This is a genomic window from Streptomyces sp. NPDC049970, assembly GCF_040660235.1.
Taxonomy (GTDB): domain Bacteria; phylum Actinomycetota; class Actinomycetes; order Streptomycetales; family Streptomycetaceae; genus Streptomyces.
In genome coordinates this window covers 173,428-193,708 of record NZ_JBFALP010000004.1, presented here as the reverse complement: position 1 = coordinate 193,708, position 20,281 = coordinate 173,428, and the positions used below count along the sequence as shown (strand labels likewise).

18 protein-coding genes are annotated in these 20,281 nt (G+C 71.4%); 12 read left to right on the top strand and 6 right to left on the bottom strand.

The genetic code is table 11. The features are described from left to right. The first annotated feature begins 126 nt into the window (after positions 1–126). From AB0I83_RS09540 to AB0I83_RS09520, 5 genes are all read left to right on the top strand, one after another. Positions 127–1,326 carry a sensor domain-containing protein gene (locus AB0I83_RS09540; protein ID WP_356533050.1) on the top strand — a complete coding sequence of 400 codons (1,200 nt, stop codon included), beginning with the start codon at positions 127–129 and terminating at the stop codon, positions 1,324–1,326. A gap of 232 nt (positions 1,327–1,558) precedes the next feature. After that, positions 1,559–2,914: a sensor domain-containing protein gene (locus AB0I83_RS09535; RefSeq protein ID WP_363304208.1), complete on the top strand. Its 1,356-nt coding sequence runs from the start codon at positions 1,559–1,561 to the stop codon at positions 2,912–2,914. Positions 2,915–3,137: 223 nt separating this feature from the next. Continuing rightward, entirely contained in the window at positions 3,138–3,797 is a 660-nt protein-coding gene (locus tag AB0I83_RS09530; RefSeq protein ID WP_356533081.1) for a response regulator transcription factor, read from the top strand. Between the two features lie 353 nt (positions 3,798–4,150). Continuing rightward, the gene (locus AB0I83_RS09525) at positions 4,151–6,106 is read left to right on the top strand and encodes a 2-oxoacid:acceptor oxidoreductase subunit alpha (protein ID WP_356840180.1); all 1,956 of its coding nucleotides are present in this window, start codon (positions 4,151–4,153) and stop codon (positions 6,104–6,106) included. After that, positions 6,099–7,157 (top strand): 2-oxoacid:ferredoxin oxidoreductase subunit beta, encoded by a 1,059-nt coding sequence (locus AB0I83_RS09520; protein WP_363304207.1) that lies wholly within the window; start codon positions 6,099–6,101, stop codon positions 7,155–7,157. The genes AB0I83_RS09525 and AB0I83_RS09520 overlap by 8 nt, the downstream gene beginning before the upstream one ends. Positions 7,158–7,164: 7 nt before the next feature. Here the strand turns inward: AB0I83_RS09520 and AB0I83_RS09515 are convergent, their stop codons facing one another. Continuing rightward, positions 7,165–7,569, bottom strand: coding sequence for a helix-turn-helix domain-containing protein (locus AB0I83_RS09515; RefSeq protein WP_363304206.1), 405 nt, complete (start codon positions 7,567–7,569; stop codon positions 7,165–7,167). Positions 7,570–7,697: 128 nt separating this feature from the next. Here AB0I83_RS09515 and AB0I83_RS09510 point away from each other — a divergent pair, with 128 nt between their 5' ends. The 6 genes from AB0I83_RS09510 (at position 7,698) to AB0I83_RS09485 (ending at position 13,305) form a co-directional block, all read left to right on the top strand. Then, the gene (locus AB0I83_RS09510) at positions 7,698–8,558 is read left to right on the top strand and encodes an SDR family oxidoreductase (protein WP_356533060.1); all 861 of its coding nucleotides are present in this window, start codon (positions 7,698–7,700) and stop codon (positions 8,556–8,558) included. A gap of 115 nt (positions 8,559–8,673) precedes the next feature. Next, positions 8,674–9,684 carry an EamA family transporter RarD gene (gene rarD, locus AB0I83_RS09505; protein WP_363304205.1) on the top strand — a complete coding sequence of 337 codons (1,011 nt, stop codon included), beginning with the start codon at positions 8,674–8,676 and terminating at the stop codon, positions 9,682–9,684. Positions 9,685–9,771: 87 nt separating this feature from the next. Further along, entirely contained in the window at positions 9,772–11,388 is a 1,617-nt protein-coding gene (locus AB0I83_RS09500; RefSeq protein WP_363304204.1) for an FAD-dependent monooxygenase, read from the top strand. A gap of 12 nt (positions 11,389–11,400) precedes the next feature. Further along, positions 11,401–11,850, top strand: coding sequence for a hypothetical protein (locus AB0I83_RS09495; RefSeq protein WP_356840186.1), 450 nt, complete (start codon positions 11,401–11,403; stop codon positions 11,848–11,850). Between the two features lie 130 nt (positions 11,851–11,980). Next, positions 11,981–12,430 carry a VOC family protein gene (locus AB0I83_RS09490; protein ID WP_363304203.1) on the top strand — a complete coding sequence of 150 codons (450 nt, stop codon included), beginning with the start codon at positions 11,981–11,983 and terminating at the stop codon, positions 12,428–12,430. A 65-nt stretch (positions 12,431–12,495) separates the two neighbouring features. Further along, positions 12,496–13,305: an HAD family hydrolase gene (locus AB0I83_RS09485; RefSeq protein ID WP_356840189.1), complete on the top strand. Its 810-nt coding sequence runs from the start codon at positions 12,496–12,498 to the stop codon at positions 13,303–13,305. Positions 13,306–13,353: 48 nt separating this feature from the next. Here AB0I83_RS09485 and AB0I83_RS09480 read toward each other — a convergent pair whose 3' ends face one another. From AB0I83_RS09480 to AB0I83_RS09460, 5 genes are all read right to left on the bottom strand, one after another. Further along, positions 13,354–14,028, bottom strand: coding sequence for a TetR/AcrR family transcriptional regulator (locus AB0I83_RS09480; protein WP_363304202.1), 675 nt, complete (start codon positions 14,026–14,028; stop codon positions 13,354–13,356). A 197-nt stretch (positions 14,029–14,225) separates the two neighbouring features. Next, positions 14,226–15,101: an ABC transporter permease gene (locus tag AB0I83_RS09475; RefSeq protein WP_363304201.1), complete on the bottom strand. Its 876-nt coding sequence runs from the start codon at positions 15,099–15,101 to the stop codon at positions 14,226–14,228. After that, positions 15,088–16,074: an ABC transporter ATP-binding protein gene (locus AB0I83_RS09470; protein WP_363304200.1), complete on the bottom strand. Its 987-nt coding sequence runs from the start codon at positions 16,072–16,074 to the stop codon at positions 15,088–15,090. Before AB0I83_RS09470 ends, AB0I83_RS09475 begins: the two co-directional genes overlap by 14 nt. Before the next feature lie 92 nt (positions 16,075–16,166). Then, positions 16,167–17,390 carry a DUF2092 domain-containing protein gene (locus tag AB0I83_RS09465; protein WP_363304199.1) on the bottom strand — a complete coding sequence of 408 codons (1,224 nt, stop codon included), beginning with the start codon at positions 17,388–17,390 and terminating at the stop codon, positions 16,167–16,169. Between the two features lie 223 nt (positions 17,391–17,613). Next, complete coding sequence (locus AB0I83_RS09460; protein WP_356840194.1) at positions 17,614–18,624, bottom strand: polyprenyl synthetase family protein; 1,011 nt, start codon at positions 18,622–18,624, stop codon at positions 17,614–17,616. A gap of 156 nt (positions 18,625–18,780) precedes the next feature. Here AB0I83_RS09460 and AB0I83_RS09455 point away from each other — a divergent pair, with 156 nt between their 5' ends. Further along, entirely contained in the window at positions 18,781–20,280 is a 1,500-nt protein-coding gene (locus AB0I83_RS09455; RefSeq protein ID WP_356537364.1) for a peptide MFS transporter, read from the top strand. The last annotated feature ends 1 nt before the right edge of the window (position 20,281 follow it).

Sequence of the window (20,281 nt, the reverse complement as noted above, 5' to 3'; positions counted from 1 at the left end):
ACGGGAGTCTAGGCCCTGTCAAAGAGCCGGTAAGCAGCCCCGTCGGACAAGGGGTGGGGTTATCCCTACTCCGCCTCACCCACGAACCCCATGGCGTGGGACCTTCCCGCCCGGCACGCTGGTCGTATGACCATGAGCCCCTCAGCGCCGGACGACGACCGGCCGCCGCCCCCTCGCTCCGCCCTCGACCGGTGGACGTGGAGGGAGATCGCGTACCTCCTGACGAATCTCCCGGTGGCGATCGCCGGTTTCGTCTACACGGTCTTCCTGGTCGGCGTGGGCACCGGACTCTCCGTGACCGTGGTCGGCCTGCCGTTGCTCGCACTCGGGCTGCAGGGCGCGCGCGGACTCGGCCGGGCCGAGCGCGGGCGCGCGCGGCTGATGCTCGGTCTGCGGATCGACGAGCCGAGCCGGATGGCGCGCGTCCGCCGGGACCGGGGGTTCTTCCCGTGGCTGTGGTCGGGGCTGAAGGATCCGGTGGCCTGGCGGACGCTGCTGTACTCGTTCATCCGGCTGCCGTGGGGGGTGGCGACGTTCGCGGTGACGCTGGTGAGCCTGTTCGTGCTCTGGCCGGTGCTCCCGTACATCGCACGGGTCCTGACGAACGCGGACCGGGCGATGGCGCGGGCGCTGCTCTCGCCGTCGGACGAGTTGGAACGCAGGATCGAGGAGTTGGAGTCGGATCGTGGGGTGGTCGTGGACACCGCCGCCGCCGACCTGCGCCGCATCGAACGCGACCTCCACGACGGCGCACAAGCCAGACTCGTCGCCCTCGCCATGGACCTCGGCCTCGCCAAGGAAAAACTCACCGACGACCCCGAAGCAGCCGCCCGCATGGTCGACGAAGCCCACGGCGAAGTAAAAGTCGCCCTCCAAGAACTCCGCGACCTCGCCCGCGGCATCCACCCCGCCGTCCTCACCGACCGCGGCCTCGACGCAGCACTCTCCGCCATCGCCTCCCGATGCACCGTCCCCGTCACCGTCACCGTCGACCTACCCACCAGACCCGCACAAGCCATCGAAGGCATCGCCTACTTCACCGCCTCCGAACTCCTCCAGAACATCAGCAAACACGCCCACGCCACCCACGCCACCATCGACCTCTGGCGCACCACCAACCACCTCATGCTCCAAATCACCGACAACGGCCACGGCGGAGCGCGCCTGGACGGGGGTACGGGCATCTCGGGGCTTGCCGAGCGGCTCGGCGCGGTCGACGGGGGTCTCGTCGTGGACTCCCCCGCCGGTGGTCCGACCAAGGTGACGGCCGAACTGCCCTGGCGTGACCGGGCGGACACCGCCGCCGAGCGGGTGGCGGCACCGTGAGCCGATGGTGGGGAAAACCCCCCGTCGGATACGGAGACCGCCCTCATGGTGCGGAAACCCTCCGTACACGAGCCTTGGGACACCGGCCGTCACAGCGGCTCACGGGGCGCTCCCGCCCGAAGGAACCGTCCACGGGACCCTCCCGCACGGAAGAAGCACTCGCGGGACTCCCCCGCCCGGAAGAAACGGCCTGCGGGGATTCCCCGCTCGAAGAAACGGACGGACCCCACTGATGGCCACGGCATACGGACCGGACACGCGGGACCGCTACGGCACCGGCGCCGGGCCAGGGGTCGATCCTCCGGCGAGGCGCCTCCTTCCCACGGCGGTTCGTGCCCCCTTCGAGGCGCGCACCTGGCGCGAGCTGGCCTATCTGCTCCTGAGCCTCCCGATCAGCCTGGTGCTGTTCGGCTTCGCGGTCACGATGACGTCGCTGGGCCTGGGCATGCTGATCACCTTCCTCGGCATTCCGATACTCGCCGCCGGCCTGGTCGTGTGCCGGGGGTTCGGCGCGGTGGAGCGCGCCCGGGCGCGCGGGCTGCTGAAGCTGGACGTCGCGGACCCGGCCCCGGTGCGCGGCCGGACGGGTGGCCTGATGTCGTGGGTCGGCGCGGTGCTGAGGAGCGGGGTGTCCTGGCGGCACCTGCTCTACGCCCTGCTGCACATGCCGTGGGCGGTGTTCGCGTTCACCGTGTCGGTGACGTTCTGGGCGTACGGCTGGGCCGCGTTCACCTATCCGCTGTGGCACTGGGTCTTCCCGGCGTACGCGGGGGTCGGGGGCATCCAGCTGTACGGCGACGGCATGCACCAGGTCTATCTCGACTCGCCCTTCGATCTGGCGGCCACCGCCGCGGTCGGCCTGGCCCTGGTCCTGGTCACGCCGTGGATCATCCGCGGTCTGGCTTCCGTGGACCGGGTCATGGTGGCGGGCCTGCTCGGCCCCTCCCGGCTGGCCACCCGCGTCTCGGAGCTGGAGTCGGATCGTGGGGTGGTCGTGGACACCGCCGCCGCCGACCTGCGCCGCATCGAACGCGACCTCCACGACGGCGCACAAGCCAGACTCGTCGCCCTCGCCATGGACCTCGGCCTCGCCAAGGAAAAACTCACCGACGACCCCGAAGCAGCCGCCCGCATGGTCGACGAAGCCCACGGCGAAGTAAAAGTCGCCCTCCAAGAACTCCGCGACCTCGCCCGCGGCATCCACCCCGCCGTCCTCACCGACCGCGGCCTCGACGCAGCACTCTCCGCCATCGCCTCCCGATGCACCGTCCCCGTCACCGTCACCGTCGACCTACCCACCAGACCCGCACAAGCCATCGAAGGCATCGCCTACTTCACCGCCTCCGAACTCCTCCAGAACATCAGCAAACACGCCCACGCCACCCACGCCACCATCGACCTCTGGCGCACCACCAACCACCTCATGCTCCAAATCACCGACAACGGCCACGGCGGAGCCGACGTGTCGGCGGGCAGCGGTCTCGCCGGGCTGACGGACCGGCTGGACGCGGTCGACGGCGTCCTGGTGGTGGACTCCCCCGCGGGCGGTCCGACCACGGTCACGGCCGAACTGCCCTGGCGGGGCTGAGGCCACGGCTCCCGCGGGGCACAGTCGCAGCCGCCCCGGCCGCCACTACGGCGGCCGGGGCGGTGCGGCTGTGCCCCGCGCAGATAGGGGCCGCCCGCCGCCGGAAGCCCTTACGGGGCACATCGGGGCGCCGATGCTGGAATGCTGGACGCACAGGGGCGGCGCGGACAGCGGCGTGCACGAGGACACCGACAGTGGGGGAACCAAGGCCGTGGGAGAAAGAGTGCGGGTCGTCATCGCCGAGGATTCGGTGCTGCTCCGGGAGGGGCTCACCCGGCTGCTGACCGACCTGGGGCACGACGTCGTCGCGGGGGTGGGCGACGCCGAGGCGCTGCTGAAGACGGTGGGTGACCTCGCGGCCGAGGACGCGCTCCCGGACGTGGTGGTCGCCGACGTGCGGATGCCGCCGACCCACACCGACGAGGGGGTGCGGGCGGCGGTGCGGCTGCGCAAGGACTACCCGCGGATCGGGGTGCTGGTGCTCTCCCAGTACGTCGAGGAGCAGTACGCCACCGAGCTGCTGGCCGGCAGCAGCCGGGGGGTGGGCTACCTGCTCAAGGACCGGGTCGCCGAGGTCCGGGAGTTCGTCGACGCCGTGGTGCGCGTCGCCCGGGGCGGTACGGCCCTGGACCCCGAGGTGGTCGCTCAGCTGCTGGGCCGCAGCAGGAAGCAGGACGTGCTGGCGGGGCTCACCCCGCGCGAGCGGGAGGTCCTCGGCCTGATGGCGGAGGGCCGTACGAATTCAGCCGTCGCCCGGCAGCTGGTGGTGAGCGACGGTGCCGTCGAGAAGCACGTCAGCAACATCTTCCAGAAGCTGGGGCTCTCTCCCAGCGACGGGGACCATCGGCGTGTTCTGGCCGTCCTCACTTATCTGAAGTCGTGACAGAACGATGATCTGTCCGCAATGATCAGTCCGTGATGATCCCGGTCGCCTCGATGCCGGGGTACGTCTCGATGATCGATGATCTCTGTCATCTCGATGCAGCGTTCCGTCTCGATGATCCACCCGTAGTGAAGCGAGACCCAGGCCCACAGCGAAAGGATGAGCACCGCAGGCGCGTTCATCCAGTGACTGGGGGTCCGGGAATATGGCGAAGCGTGACGAATTCACGTCCCGAAAACGCGTCCGCCATACGAACGGTCCAAGGAAGGCGACCCTTACAGAAGTAGGGTGGGGCGCGGACCGCCGGCGGGCCGGCCGGTCCCGAGCCGCCGCCCCGAGGGAGGTCCAGTTCAGTGACCAGCCAGGTCAGTAGCCCAGCCGGAAAGTCCGACGAGGCCAGCGAGGCTGTCGTCGGGGAGCAGCGCGCCCCCCGTATTGATCGTAGTGGTGCGACCGAGAAGGAAGTCCGCCGTCTCGACCGTGTGATCATCCGTTTCGCGGGTGACTCCGGGGACGGCATGCAGCTGACGGGTGACCGGTTCACGTCGGAGACGGCGTCGTTCGGGAACGACCTGTCGACGCTGCCGAACTTCCCGGCCGAGATCCGGGCCCCCGCGGGCACCCTGCCGGGTGTCTCTTCGTTCCAGCTGCATTTCGCGGACCACGACATCCTGACACCGGGCGACGCACCGAACGTACTGGTCGCGATGAATCCCGCCGCGCTCAAGGCGAATATCGCCGATGTGCCGCGCGGGGCCGACATCATTGTGAACACGGACGAGTTCACCAAGCGCCCGATGGCGAAAGTCGGCTATGCGGAGTCCCCTCTCGAGGACGGATCGCTTGAGGCGTACAACGTCCATCCGGTACCGCTGACGACCTTGACGATCGAGGCTTTGAAGGAGTTCGGCCTTTCCCGCAAGGAGGCCGAGCGGTCGAAGAACATGTTCGCTCTCGGTCTTCTCTCCTGGATGTACAACCGTCCGACCGAGGGGACGGAGACGTTCCTCCGGTCGAAGTTCGCGAAGAAGCCCGCCATCGCCGAGGCGAATGTGGCGGCGTTCCGCGCGGGCTGGAATTTCGGTGAGACGACGGAGGACTTCGCGGTCTCGTACGAGGTCGCGCCGGCGACGCAGGCCTTTCCCACGGGCACGTACCGCAACATCTCCGGAAACCTCGCCCTGTCGTACGGGCTCGTCGCGGCGGGCCGACAGGCGGACCTTCCGGTTTACCTGGGGTCCTATCCGATCACTCCGGCCTCCGACATCCTGCACGAGCTCAGCAGGCACAAGAACTTCGGTGTGCGGACCTTCCAGGCGGAGGACGAGATCGCCGGGATCGGGGCGGCGCTCGGTGCCTCGTTCGGCGGGTCCCTGGGTGTGACGACCACGTCGGGGCCGGGTGTCGCGCTCAAGTCGGAGACGATCGGTCTGGCGGTCTCCCTGGAACTGCCGCTGCTGATCATCGACATCCAGCGCGGCGGCCCGTCCACCGGCCTGCCGACCAAGACGGAGCAGGCCGACCTGCTCCAGGCCATGTACGGGCGCAACGGCGAGGCCCCGGTCCCGATCGTGGCGCCGAGGACCCCGGCGGACTGCTTCGACGCGGCCCTGGAGGCCGCCCGTATCGCGCTGACGTACCGGACTCCGGTGTTCCTGCTCTCGGACGGCTATCTGGCGAACGGCTCCGAGCCGTGGCGGATCCCCGAGACGGACAGCCTCCCGGACCTGCGGACACGGTTCGCGACCGGACCGAACCACGAACTCGCGGACGGTACGGAGGTGTTCTGGCCGTACAAGAGGGACCCGGAGACGCTGGCCCGCCCCTGGGCCGTGCCGGGCACCCCGGGGCTCGAACACCGCATCGGCGGGATCGAGAAGCAGGACGGTTCGGGGAACATCTCCTACGATCCGGCCAACCACGAGTTCATGGTGCGCACCCGCCAGGCGAAGGTCGACGGCATCGTGGTCCCCGACCTGGAGGTCGACGACCCGGCGGGCGCCGGGACCCTGGTGCTGGGCTGGGGATCGACGTACGGGCCGATCACGGCGGCGGTACGCCGTCTCCGCGCGGCCGGCGAGACGATCGCGCAGGCGCATCTGCGCCACCTCAACCCGTTCCCGCGGAATCTCGGCGAGGTGCTGGCGCGTTACGACAAGGTCGTGATCCCGGAGATGAACCTCGGCCAGCTCTCCACCCTGGTGCGGGCCAAGTACCTCGTGGACGCACGGAGTTTCACCCAGGTCAACGGAATGCCCTTCAAGGCCGAGCAGCTCGCCACAGCCCTCAAGGAGGCCATTGATGCCTGACACCAACGAACTCCTCCAGCTGGTCCCCAAGGCCGAGGGCAAGCAGTCCATGAAGGACTTCAAGTCCGACCAGGAGGTGCGCTGGTGCCCGGGATGCGGTGACTACGCGGTCCTGGCGGCCGTGCAGGGCTTCATGCCCGACCTCGGGCTGGCCAGGGAGAACATCACGTTCGTCTCCGGCATCGGCTGCTCGTCCCGCTTCCCGTACTACATGAACACGTACGGGATGCACTCCATCCACGGTCGCGCCCCCGCCATCGCGACGGGCCTGGCCACCTCCCGGCGCGACCTGAGCGTCTGGGTCGTCACCGGTGACGGCGACGCGCTGTCCATCGGCGGGAACCACCTGATCCACGCCCTGCGGCGCAACGTCAATCTCAAGATCCTGCTGTTCAACAACCGGATCTACGGGCTCACCAAGGGGCAGTACAGCCCCACGTCCGAGGTCGGCAAGATCACCAAGTCGACGCCGATGGGCTCGCTCGACGCGCCCTTCAACCCGGTGTCCCTCGCGCTGGGCGCCGAGGCGACCTTCGTCGCCAGGACCGTGGACTCCGACCGCAAGCACCTCACGGGCGTGCTGCGCGCGGCGGCCGACCACCCGGGCACGGCCCTGGTGGAGATCTACCAGAACTGCAACATCTTCAACGACGGCGCCTTCGAGGTCCTCAAGGACAAGGAGCGGGCCGAGGAGGCGGTGATCCGCCTCGAACACGGTAAGCCGATCCTGTTCGGCGCCGAGAACTCCAAGGGTGTCGTCCGCGACCCCCTCACGGGCGACCTGGCCGTCGTCGCGGTCACCGAGGAGAACCAGTCGCGGATCCTCGTCCACGACGCCCACAACCCCAGCCCGACGACCGCCTTCGCGCTGTCCAGGCTGGCCGATGCCGACACCCTCCACCACACGCCCATCGGTGTGCTGCGGAGCGTGGAGCGCCCCGTCTACGACTCGCTCATGTCCGACCAGCTCGACACCGCGATCGAGCAGCACGGCAAGGGCGACCTGAGCGCCCTGCTGGCAGGCAACGACACCTGGACCGTGGTCGGCTGACCTTCCGTCAGCCCTGGACGGGGCCCGGAGCCGGCAGGCTCCGGGCCCCGTCGTACGTCTCGCGGGCCGCCTCCACCGCGTCCAGCCGGCGCTCTACCCACCGGGCCAGCCCCCAGACCTGCTCGGCCGCCTCCCTGCCGAGCGGGGTGAGGGTGTAGTCCACCCTCGGCGGGATCACCGGCCTGGCGTCACGGTGCACGAAGCCGTCGCGCTCCAGCGTCTGCAGGGTCTGGGCCAGCATCTTCTCGCTGACGCCCCCGACGGCGCGGCGCAGCTCGCCGAACCGGTACGAGCGCTCCAGCAGGGCGGCGAGCACCAGCACCCCCCAGCGGCTGGTGACGTGTTCGAGGACCAGCCGGGAAGGGCACATCGGCCGGCTGACACTCGGGGTCCTGACTGGACTTACGCTCATACCAGTACCTTACTTGAAAGTGGGTACTTTCGTTTGGATAGTGCACCTCCTAGAGTGAGCACAAGAGTCCGCATCCGAGGATCGGCGCACCCGCCGGCGGCCCGCCGGCACACCAGGAGGAGAACCCCATGAGCATCGTTGTCACCGGAGCCACCGGCGAGCTCGGCCGTCTCGTCGTCGAGCGACTGCTCGCCACCGTCCCGGCGGAATCCGTCGCCGCGGTCGTCCGCGACAAGGAGAAGGCCGCCGCCCTCGCCGCCCGCGGCGTCGAGATCCGCATCGCCGACTACGACCGCCCCGAGACCCTCACCGAGGCCTTCCGGGCCGGTGACCGGGTGCTGCTGATCTCCGGCAGCGAGGTCGGGAAGCGGGTCGCGCAGCACGCCGCCGTGATCGACGCCGCCAAGGCCGCGGGCGTCGCGCAGCTCGCCTACACCGGCGTACTGGGCGGGCCCGGCGCGGACTTCCTGCTGGCGGCCGAGCACAAGGCGACGGAGCGGCTGATCCTGGAATCGGGGCTCCCGCACACCTTCCTGCGCAACGGCTGGTACACCGAGAACTACACGGCGAACCTGGGTCCCGTCCTGGAGCACGGCGCGGTCGTCTCGAACGCGGGCGAGGGGCGCGTCGCCTCGGCCACCCGCGCCGACTACGCGGACGCGGCCGCCGCCGTACTGACGGGCGAGGGCCACCTCGGCGCGGCGTACGAGCTGAGCGGTGACGTCGCGTGGTCGCTGGCCGAGTACGCCGCCATGGTGTCCGCGGCGACGGGCCGGGAGATCGTCCACACCGAGGTCCCGGCCTCCGCGCACCTGGACATCCTCGTCGGGGCCGGGGTCCCCGCGCCGTTCGCCGAGATCCTCGTGGACGTGGACGAGGCGATCGGGCGCGGCCTGCTCGCCGGGACGAGCGGCGACCTGGCCCGCCTGATCGGACGGCCGACGACCCCCGCGTCCGAGACGGTCGCCGCCGCCGTGGCGGCCGCCTGACGGGCACCCGGCGCTGTCACGACCGTTTCCGTGAGACGGCAATGACACGGACCTCCTCCGGCGGCTACCGTCGTGCGGTCGGCCCATCGCCGGCACAGGAACGCCGGGAGGGCCCGTGAAGGGGAAGAACGAACAGCGGGCCGGCCTGCTGTACGGAGCCGGCGCGTACGGGATGTGGGGGCTCGTCCCCCTGTTCTGGCCGCTGCTGCAACCGTCGGGGGCGGTGGAGATCCTCGCCCACCGGATGGTCTGGTCGCTGGGAGTCGTCGGCATCGCCCTGCTGGTGCTGCGCCGCTGGGCGTGGGTGGGCGAGCTGGTACGCCGGCCCCGCACGCTCGGGCTGATAGCGGTCGCCGCGACGGTGATCTCGGTCAACTGGGGCCTCTACATCTGGTCCGTCAACAACGGCCACGTCGTCGAGGCGTCGCTCGGCTACTTCATCAATCCGCTGGTCACCATCGCCATGGGCGTCCTGCTGCTCGGCGAGCGGCTGCGCCCCGTGCAGTGGACCGCGGTGGCGACCGGCCTCGCGGCGGTGCTCGTGCTGGCGATCGGCTACGGGCAGCCGCCGTGGGTCTCCCTGGCGCTGGCGTTCTCGTTCGCGACGTACGGCCTGGCGAAGAAGAAGGTCGGCATGGGCGGCCTGGAGTCCCTGGCCGCCGAGACCGCGGTGCTGTTCGTGCCCGCGTTCGGCTTCCTGGTGTGGCTCGGGGTGCGCGGCGACGCGACCTTCCTGACCGGCGGCGCCGGGCACGGCGCCCTCCTCGCCGCCACGGGCCTCGTCACCGCGGTCCCGCTCGTCTGCTTCGGCGCCGCCGCGATCCGGGTGCCGCTGTCCGTACTGGGCCTGCTGCAGTACCTGGCGCCGGTGTTCCAGTTCGGGCTCGGCGTCCTCTACTTCCACGAGGAGATGCCGCCGGAGCGCTGGGCCGGCTTCGGGCTGGTCTGGGTGGCGCTGACCCTCCTGACCTGGGACGCGCTGCGGACGGCCCGGCGGAACAGGGCCGAGGCCCTGCGCCTGGCCGTGAAGGCCGCGCAGGCCGGGACGCCCGTCGGGGCGGACCCCACGCGCCCGCCGGACAAGGGCGTCGGCGCGGCCACGCAGGACCGGACCCCCACGCCCTGAGCGGAGCCCCCTCATAAGTTACTCGGTTGCTTTTTTTACTCGGTTGCGTTTTCCTGTCGGTCAGGACGACGCGACCGAGGAGCGGGCATGAGTGACGTACTGATCGTGGGCGCGGGCCCGACCGGACTGACGCTGGCCTGCGACCTCGCCCGGCGCGGCGTCGGCGTACGCATCGTGGACAAGTCACCCGACCACCCGCGCAGTTCGCGCTCCAAGGGGCCCAACCCCCGCTCCCTGGAGGTGCTGGAGGACCTGGGGGTCGTCCGGGCCGTACTGGAGGCGGGTTCGGCGCCCCTCCCGATGCGCAAGTACCGCGACGGCGTACCCGTCGCCGACGCCGACCCGTACGCGGACTCCGCGCCGACGCCCGACGCGCCCTACGACCGTGGCCGGCTGATCGCCCAGTGGCGGCTGGAGGAGATCCTCCGCGACCGCCTCGCCGAGCACGGCGTGACCGTCGCCACGGGCACCGAGGTCGTAGGCCTCGACCAGGACGGTGCTTCGGTGACCGCCTCGTTCGCCGACGGCTCCCGCGCCGGGGCCCGGTACGCGGTGGGCTGCGACGGCGCCCACAGCCGCGTACGGAAACTGCTCGGCGTCCCGTTCGACGGGGAGACGGACGAGGAGCAGGTGATGGTCTGCGGCGACGTCGGGATCGCACCCGGTGTCCTGGACCGGGGCGTCTGGCACCAGTGGTTCGACGCCGACGGGGCCGTCATGCTGTGCCCCGTCCCCGGTACCCGGACGAGCTGGTGGTTCCAGGCGGGACCCGAACGGGACTCCGCGGGCCGGCCTCTCGCCCCCTCCCTGGACGGCTTCCGGCGGCTCTTCGCCCGGCACACCCGGCTCCCCGGCTCCCACCTCACCGGGGCCGCGCTGCTCTCGACGTACCGCGTCAACGTGCGCATGGCCGACCGCTACCGGGTGGGCCGGGTGTTCCTGGCCGGCGACGCCGCCCATGTGCACGCCATCGCGGGCGGCCTCGGCATGAACACCGGCATCCAGGACGCCTTCAACCTGGGATGGAAACTCACCCAGGTGCTGCGCGGGCGGGCGGCGGCGGAACTGCTGGACACGTACGAGGAGGAGCGGCTGCCGGTCGCCGCCTGGACGCTGGATCTCACGTCCGACCGGCTGCGGGCCACCCTGGAGGCGATCAGGGAGCCGGGCGGCGGCCTCGACAGCGCGATCACCCCGGCGACCACGGGCCTCGACCGGGGGTACCGCTGGAGCTCCCTCGCCCGGCCGGGCGGTGCCGGTGGTGTGCGGTCCGGGGACCGCGCACCCGACGCCCCCTGCCACGAGGCGGCGACCGGCGCGCCCACCCGCCTCTTCAACGTCTTCGCCGGACCCCACATCACCGTGCTGGGCTTCGGCGCCGGCACCGAGGACACCCTGCGGGAGGCCGCGGCGGCGCACGGCGACACCGTACGGACCTGCCGGGTGTACGGCGCCGGGGACCCGGGGCCGGGGACACCGGGCGCTGGTCCGTACGCCCTGCACGACCGCGAGGGGCTCGCCCGCGCGGCGTACGGCGTCGGCCGGGACACCGTCGTCGTGGTCCGGCCCGACAACCACGTGGGGCTGTTCGCGGGGGCGGACGAGACCCGTGCCGTGCGGAGGTATCTCGACGTGCTGGACGGGGCCGCCCGGCCGGACCGGACAACTGCGGGAGGCGTGGTGGACGGGGCACCCAAAGGCTGATTGAGTGCCCGGATGAGGACGATCCTTGGGGACATGAGGCACGTTCAGTGGCATGAGCTGCGCCATGCCCGGGGCTCCGCCTCCCAGGTCCCCGGGATGCTGTCGCGCATCGCCTGGGGGGACAGCGAGTCGGCCGAGGACGCGCTGAACGACCTGGGTCGGTGGATAGCCGCGATGGCCGTGTTCGACGCGACGGTGGCCACGGTGCCGTTCCTGTGGGAGCTCGCCGCCATGGAGACGGTGAAGGACCGCGTCGGCGTACTCGGGCTGCTCGGGACGATCCTCGCGCGCGGCCAGGCGCACCAGCCGGAGTGGACCAGGGACGCGCACCTGGCGGTCCTGGCCGGCCGGCCCACGGCCGAGCGGCTTTCCGGGGACGGCGATCCGGCGGTCCGCGCGGCGGCCGGGGAGCTGCTGGCCGCGCTCGGCGGCCACGACTGCCTGAGCTGCCCGCCGCGCTGAGGACCGGCGTGCGCGCACCCGCAGGGCGGGCGCGGGCACACGCGGGAGGCGGGCATTCACGGGGCGCACAAGTCCCGCGTCCGGCGCGCCCGTTGCCCTGCCGACCGGGTAACCAGTACAAACGGTTTTCATGACCCTGCACTGGAAAGTCGTCATCGACGCGGGAGACCCGCACGCCCAGGCCGACTTCTGGGCCGAGACCCTCGGCTATCTCGTCGAGGACAACAGCGCCCTGATCGGGGAGCTGCTCGGCGCCGGAGCCGTGCCGGAGTCCAGCACCGTGGAACCGCACGGGCGCCGGGCCTGGCGCGATCTCGCCGCCGTGCGGCACCCGGACGACCCGTACGACAGCAGGAGCGGGACCGGGCTCGGGCGCCGGCTGCTCTTCCAGCGCGTCCCGGAGCCGAAGACGGTGAAGAACCGCCTCCACCTGGACGTGCACACGGCACCCGGGCAGCGTGACGCGGAGGTGGAGCGGCTCACGGAGCTGGGCGCGAGCGTGCTGCGGGTCGTCGAGGAACCCGGTGGGTCGTGGCAGGTGCTCCTGGACCCGGAGGGCAACGAGTTCTGCGTCCACTGACGCGGCGCACCGTCCCCGCAGGCCGGCGGCGTACGGCGGCGGGGCGATCTCTCTAGGCTGGCCTCATGTTCACGCCACCCGCCGCATACACCCTGGTCGCCACGGATCTGGACGGCACGCTGCTGCGTTCCGACGACACCGTGAGCCCCCGGTCCCGCGCCGCCCTCGTCCGCGCCGCGTCGGCCGGCGCACGGCATCTGATCGTCACGGGCCGCCCGGTGCCCGGCATACGCGCCCTGCTCACGGACCTCGGGTACGACGGGCCCGTGGTCTGCGGGCAGGGCACCCAGGTCTACGACGCGGGATCCGCCCGCATGCTGAGGTCGGTGACCCTCGACCGGGAGCTGGCGGACACGGCGCTCGGCAAGATCGAGGCCGAGGTGGGACAGGTGTACGCCGCGGTGGACCAGGACGGCACCGACGGCCGGACCCTCGTCGAACCGGGCTACCGCATGCCGCATCCCTCGCTCCCCGCGCAGCGGGCCGGGCGGCGCGCGGACCTGTGGGCGGCGCCGGTCATCAAGGTCCTGATACGCCACCCCGAGCTGACGGACGACGAGCTCGCCGCGGCGGCCCGTGGGGCGGTGGGCGATCTGGCGTCCGTCACGATGGCGGGGCCCGGCACGGTGGAACTGGCACCGTACGGCGTCGACAAGGGCACCGGGATCGCCCTGGCGGCGGAGCTGCTGGGCCGCGACCTCGCGGGCGCGGTCGCGTTCGGCGACATGCCCAACGACCTGCCGATGTTCCGCCGCTCGGGCCACGGTGTGGCGATGGCCGGAGCGCACGCGGAGCTCAGGGCCGTGGCCGACGAGATCACGCTCTCGAACGACGACGACGGTGTCGCGGCCGTCCTGGAACGCCTCTTCGGCTGAGCCTCCGGGCCGGGGCGCCCCTCCGTCACGGCCGGGGCACCGGACCGCTCAGCCGGTGCGGCCCGGAGCGGGGCCGCCCTGGGCGGGGACGCCCGGAGCCGCGACAGCGGCGTCGCCCCCGCCCCCCGGAGCGCCCCCCGTGGGCCCGTGCAGGGAGCGCAGTACGTGGTCCACCAGCAGGGCGACCTCCGCCTCGTCCTGGATGGGCTTCCGCAGCAGGTTGCGGTAGTAGACCGGGCCGTAGAGCATCTCGACCGCGAGCGGCAGGTCGGCGCCGGCGGGGACCTGGCCCAGCTCCTGGGCGCGGCGCAGGCGCACCACGGCGGCCTCGAAGCGCGGGTCGACGAGCTGCTCGCGGACGGTCCGCGCGAGGACGTCGTCGTGGTGCAGTTCCGACAGGATGCCCGAGTAGGCCGGGCCGTAGGGTGTCGTGGACACCAGCTTCACCGCGGCGTTGATGTGGGTCCGCAGGTCGGCCGCGATGTCACCCGTGTCGATGAACGGCGTGGCACCGATGAACACCTCGGCGAACGCCTCCAGCATCACGGCGCCCTTCGACGGCCACCAGCGGTAGATCGTCTTCTTGCTCACACCGGCGCGGGCCGCGATGGCCTCGATCGTGACCCGGCCGTATCCCTTCTCCGTGCACAGCTCCAGGGCGGCGTCCAGCGTCGCCCGTCGTGACCTCTCGCTACGGCGCAGGGAACTCTGCGATGTGATCATTCGGTGAGCATAGGGGGATTACACCCACCGCTTGTTGACAGGTCGTCGCCAGAAGTCGAACAATAACCAGGCTGGAAACGGAACGTACCGTGTCGTGAACGTTCTGTGCAGCACACCGTTCGTGCCGTTCGTGCCGCGACGAGCCGATCGGGGGACGGCTCGACCGGCCGACGGTACGGACGGCCCGTGAAGCCCCCTCAGACGGTGATGTCCCTCGTCGTGAAGCGCGCCCAGGCCGCGGAGCCGAAAACCGCCGCGTACAGCGCCTGCAACCCCAGGTTCCTGGCCATCTCGTCCCAGTAGACCGGGTCGCGCAGGAGGTCCGTGAAGGACAGCCAGTAGTGCGGGAAGAGATACGGGTGGATCCCGTGCAGCTGCGGCACGGAATCCAGGATCTGCACGGTGACGAGCACCCCGACCGTGGCGGCCATCGCCGCGATCCCGCTGTCGGTGAGTGTGGAGACGAACAGTCCCAGCGCCGCGAACCCGATCAGCGACGCCGCCACCGCGAGCGCGATCAGGCCCGCCCGCAGGAGCCCTTCGCCGAACCCGATCCGGGTCCCCGAGATCGTGGTGACCTCGCCGACCGGGAAGAGCAGGGCCCCGGCCGCGAGGGCGGACACCGCGACGACGAGGGTGGCGGCCAGGCAGAACACCAGCACGGACGCGTACTTCGCCAGCAGCAGCCGGGTGCGGCCCGCCGGGGCGACCAGCAGGTAGCGCAGGGTGCCCGCGCTCGCCTCGCCCGCCACCGAGTCCCCTGCGACCACACCGACCGCCATGGGGAGGAAGACGGGAAGCGTCACGGAGAGGGCCGCGAAGACGAGGAACAGGCCGTTGCCGGTGACCTGGGAGATGAACGCCGGGCCGCCCCCGCCACCGGGACCGCCACCCGTCTCGGTCCGCACGGCGACCCCGACGAGCACCGGCACCGCGGCCAGCACCCCGAGCAGGGCCAGGATGCGCCACCGGCGCAGGGTGACGGTGAGCTCGGAGCGGAGGAGCCCGAGCGTCCACAGCGTGCGGGGCGGCACGCGGGGCACCGAGACCGGGGTGAGTTCAGCCTGCGACATCGAATCCCTCTCCGGTGAGTGCGACGAAGGCGTCCTCCAGCGAGGCCCGTTCGACGCCGAAGGCGCGCACGCGGACACCGCCGCGCACCAGGGTCGCGTTGACGTCGGCGAGGTCCACCTCGCCGGGCGGGGCGTCGGCGCCCACCCGGTCCCCGTCGACCGTGACACCCGTCGCCCCGTGCTCCGTGAGGATGCGGGCGGCCTCGCCCGGGTCGGGTGTGGTGACGGCCAGCCGGCCCCGGGTGCCGGCCGCGAGGGCGGCGACCGGGCCCTGGACGACGAGACGGCCACGGGCCATGACCGCCGCGTGGGTGCAGACCTGCTCGATCTCGTCGAGCAGGTGGGAGGAGAGGAAGACGGTGGTGCCGTCGGCGGCCAGCTCGCGGACCAGCGAACGGATCTCGCGCATGCCCTGCGGGTCGAGGCCGTTGGTCGGCTCGTCCAGCACGAGCAGCGCCCGCGGCTGGAGCAGCGCGGCGGCGAGCCCGAGGCGCTGCTTCATGCCGAGGGAGTACGCCTTGGCCTTCTTGCCTCCGGCCGAGGCGAGACCGACCCGCTCCAGGGCGTCCCCCACCCGTGCTCGCCGGGTACGCGGATCGGCGGCCGGGTCGGCGGAGTCGAAGCGCAGGAGGTTGTCACGGCCCGTCAGGAATCCGTACAGCGCGGGCCCTTCGATGAGCGCGCCGACGTGCGGGAGCACCGTGCGGACGGCGGCGGGCATGGGGTGGCCCAGGACGTGCGCGGTGCCGGAGGTGGGGGCGACGAGGCCCATGAGCATCCGGATGGTGGTGGTCTTGCCGGAGCCGTTGGGCCCCAGGAAGCCGAAGACGCTGTCGGCGGGGACCGTGAGGTCCAGCCCGTCGACGGCGAGCTGACCGCCTCGGTAGCGCTTGGTGAGCCCGTGCGTCTCGATCACGGCGCCGGCCCCGGGGCCCGTGTCCGGCCGCGCCGTCGCGGCCGCTGTGTCGGTCATGCGCCCTCCCGCTGCTGTCCCCCGCCGGGTACGGGTCCGCCCCGCCGTACGGAGCGTACGACGGGGCGGGGGCCTGCAGCGGGAGGGCTGTCCTACTTGGCGGTGTCGGCCGCCTTCACCAGCGCGTCCTTGGTGACCGCGCCGACGTAGACCTTGCCGTCTTCCGTCATCAGGGCGTTGACCAGGCGGGTCTTGAAGACCGTGCCCGAGCCGAAGTCGCCGGTGACCTTGTCGCCGAGCGCGTCGAGGAACTGCTGCGCCTGGGCCGGCATGTCGCCGGAGCCCTCGGCGGGGAGCCCCGAGCCGCCCGGGACCTCGATCTCGGCGACGGCGTTCCAACCCTCGCCGATGACGTTCAGGCCCTTGAAGTCCTCCAGGGCTCCGAGGTCCTCGGGCGCCTTGCCGGCCACGCCGTCCTTACCGGCGGTGTCCTTCAGGTCCTCGGCCTCGGTCACCTTCGCGCCCTTCGGCGGGGTGAAGGAGAAGGAGGACGCCGCGGGCTTCTCGAAGTCGACCTTGGTGAAGCCGGCGTCGACCGCGGCCTTGCCCCCGGCGCTCGGAGAGAGCGTGAACTTCAGCGGTACGCCGGTCGCGGAGTCGACGGCCACCCGGATGGAACCGATCGTCGAACCGGACTGCTTGGGCTTGATCAGCAGCTGGTACGCGTCGCGTCCCGCCACCTGCGCCGTGCCGTCGACCGTGACGGACGTGGTGTCGCCCGCGGCGTCGAGCGCCTCCTCGGCGAGCGCCTTCGGGGTGGCGGGCACGCCCTTGGGCGCCTTGTGCTTCCCGCCCTGCCGCTCGGTCCCGTCGGACTCCGCGTGGTAGACCTCGTTGCTCTCGCTGTCGTAGCCCCAGACGTCGTCCCCGTTGTGGACGAGGCTGTACTCCGAGCCCTCGCCGAGGATGGACAGGCGCTGCTTGTCGGGTCCGTCCGCGGCCACCCGGAGCGTGTGCGTCCCGGAGGCGAGCTCCATCAGCCTGGACTCCGGGGCGGCGCTCGCATCGCCGCCGCCCGCGTCCGGCGCGAACGAGCCCGCGAGACCCCCGAGGGACGGGATGCCGAGGTCGGTGCTGATCTTCACCGTGCCGGAGAGCTGTTCCTCGTCCGACGCGGCGATCTTCTCGATGAGCTTCTGCGCCGTGATGTCCGGCAGCTCCGGGTCACCGGAGTCGGCGAGCGCCGGGACGAGCCCGATCGTCGCCGCCGCCACTCCCGCAACCGCGAGCGGGACGATGTAGCGCGCCTTCTTCCGTCGGCCCACGACAGTGCCCGTGGCCTCGCCGTTGCTCTCCGCGCTGTCGTTCGGTGCCATGTGTGCTCTACCTCCGTGGTCGGCGGCTGCCATCCCGTTGCACTCGTCCACTCCTCGCCGCCATTCTCACCCGATGTGGTCAGGAGTGCTGTTGTCCATATGACCAAATCCGGCGGGAACAAGCGTCAGCCCTCGGGAGCAACTCCACGTACCTCTCCGGGATGACCCCGGGGCGCGGAGTGTCGGGGTACCCCTGGGGTCCGTGGGCCGAAGGCCCCGGGCGTCAGCCCGCGCGGTGCACCACGGCGTCGCACAGCTCTTCGAGTGCGGCCTTCGCATAGCACTCGGGAAGCGGCGCCAGCGTCGCCCGCGCCTCCTGCGCGTAGCGGACGGTGTCGCGTCGTGCCTGCTCCAGCGCCGGGTGGGCGCGCAGCCTGCGCAGTGCCTCCGCGAGCCGGGCGTCGTCGGCGAGGTCGCCGTCCAGCAGCTCCACGAGCTCCTGGTCCTCGGCCCTGCCCTCGGCCGCGGCCCGCGCGCGCAGATGGAGGACCGGGAGGGTGGGGATGCCCTCGCGCAGGTCGGTGCCCGGGGTCTTGCCCGACTCGTGGGAGTCGGAGGCGATGTCCAGGAAGTCGTCGGCGAGCTGGAAAGCGATGCCGAGGCGTTCGCCGTACTGGGTGAGGATGTCGACGACGGACTCGTCCGCGCCGGCCATCAGGGCGCCGAACCGTCCGGACACGGCGACCAGCGAGCCGGTCTTGCCGCCCAGCACGTCCATGTAGTGGTCGACCGGGTCGCGGCCGTCACGCGGGCCCGCGGTCTCCAGGATCTGACCGGTCACCAGGCGCTCGAACGCCTCCGCCTGGATGCGTACGGCCTGCGGGCCCAGGTCGGCCAGGATGTGCGACGCGCGCGCGAAGAGGAAGTCGCCGGTCAGGACGGCGACGGAGTTCCCCCAGCGGGTGTTGGCGCTGTCCACGCCCCGGCGCACGTCCGCCTCGTCCATCACGTCGTCGTGGTAGAGCGTCGCCAGGTGCGTCAGCTCGACGACCACGGCAGCGGGGACGACTCCCGGGGCGTCGGGGTCACCGAACTGGGAGGCCAGCATCACCAGCAGCGGCCGGAAGCGTTTGCCCCCCGCGCTGACGAGGTGCTGTGCGGCCTCCGTGATGAACGGGACCTCGCTCTTGGTGGCAGCCAGCAGCCCCGCCTCGACAGCGGCCAGACCGGCCTGGACATCTGCCTCAAGCGCCTGGTCCCGCACGTGCAGCCCGAACGGCCCGACGACGGTCACGAGGGGATCTCCTGTCTGCTGACGATCACACGGAATGTCGATGTGTCGTTGTCATCACTCGACTCAGCGTATCCGGTCCCGTTTGGATCACCGTGGGCGCCTTCCCGCCACCGCCGGTATGTTCGGGTTCAGCTCATACGATCAGGAGTTGTCGCTTTGTCCCACACCACGACCGACGCCGAGCCGACCGAACCGCCCCCCGAGGACGACCGGGCGTTCTTCGGCCAGCCACGCGGCCTGATGACCCTGTCCGGACTGGAGGTCTGGGAGCGGTTCTCGTTCCTCGGGATGCAGGCGATCCTGGTCCTCTTCTTCGCCGACAGGGTCTCGGACGGCGGCATGGGCATGGACCCGGGCACGGCCGCCTCGGTCTCGGCCGCGTACGGCACCCTGGTCTACCTGGTCTCCGTCGCGGGCGGCTGGCTCGCCGACCGCATCCTCGGCTCCTACCGCGCCGTCCTCTACGGCGGCGTCCTGATCGCCTGCGGCCACTACTCCATGGCCGTGCCCACCGCCACGATGACCTGGGTGGGCCTGGGCCTCATCAGCGCCGGCACCGGCCTGCTCAAGCCCAACGTCGCCTCCATGGTCGGCAAGCTCTACGGCACCGAGGACCAGCGCCGCGACGCGGGCTTCGCCCTCTACTACATGGGCATCAACATCGGCGCCTTCGCCGGTCCGCTGGTCACCGGCTGGCTCGGCGAGCACGCGAGCTGGCACTGGGGCTTCTCCGCCGCCGCCTTCGGCATGACGCTCGGCCTGATCCAGTACGTCGCCGGCCGGCGCCACCTGGCCGGCCGTGAACACGGCGCCGAGTACGCCCTGGCCCCCGGCCCGATGCGCAGGGCCGTACGGCTGATCGTGGGAGGCGCCGTCGTGGTCGCTCTCGTGGCGACCGCCCTGGTCCTGGCCGGATGGCTGACGATGGACCGCTTCGTCGACGTCCTCACCGTCATCTCGGTGATCGCACCCGTCGTCTACTTCGCGGTGATGTTCCGCAGCCCGCGGGTGACACCGGAGGAACGCGGCAGGCTGCGCCCGTACGTCGTGCTGTTCCTGGCCTCCGTGGTCTTCAACTTCATCCTCTTCCAGGCGTACTCGACGATGATCCTGCTCGCCTCCACCAACGCGCGTACCGAGATCTTCGGCTTCCACTTCCCGGCGAGCTGGTACGCCTCGGCGCTGGGCGCGTTCGAGGTCGCGCTCGCGCCCGTCGTGGCCGCCGTGTGGGCCAGGATGGGCCCGCGCCAGCCGCACGCCTCGAACAAGATCGCGATCGGGGTGATCCTCGGCGGCCTGTCCTTCCTCCTGATGGTCCTGCCGACCTCGGGCCACGCCGACGACACCTTCGAGATGGCCGCCTGGTGGATCGTCGGCTCCTACCTGCTGCTCGGGCTCGGCGACATCCTCCTGGAGACGTCCGGCATGTCCGCCACCACCAAACTCGCGCCCAAGGCGTTCGCCAGCCAGACCATGGCGCTGTGGTTCCTGTCGCTGGCCCTCGCCAACGGCATCCAGTCACAGATCGTGAAGCTGTACGGCGAGGTGTCCAACCCCGCCTACTTCGGTGTCAATGGCGCCATCGCGGTGGCGGCCGGTCTGGCCGTCATCGCAGCCGCTCCCTGGCTCAGGCGCACCATGCACCCCGTCCACTGAG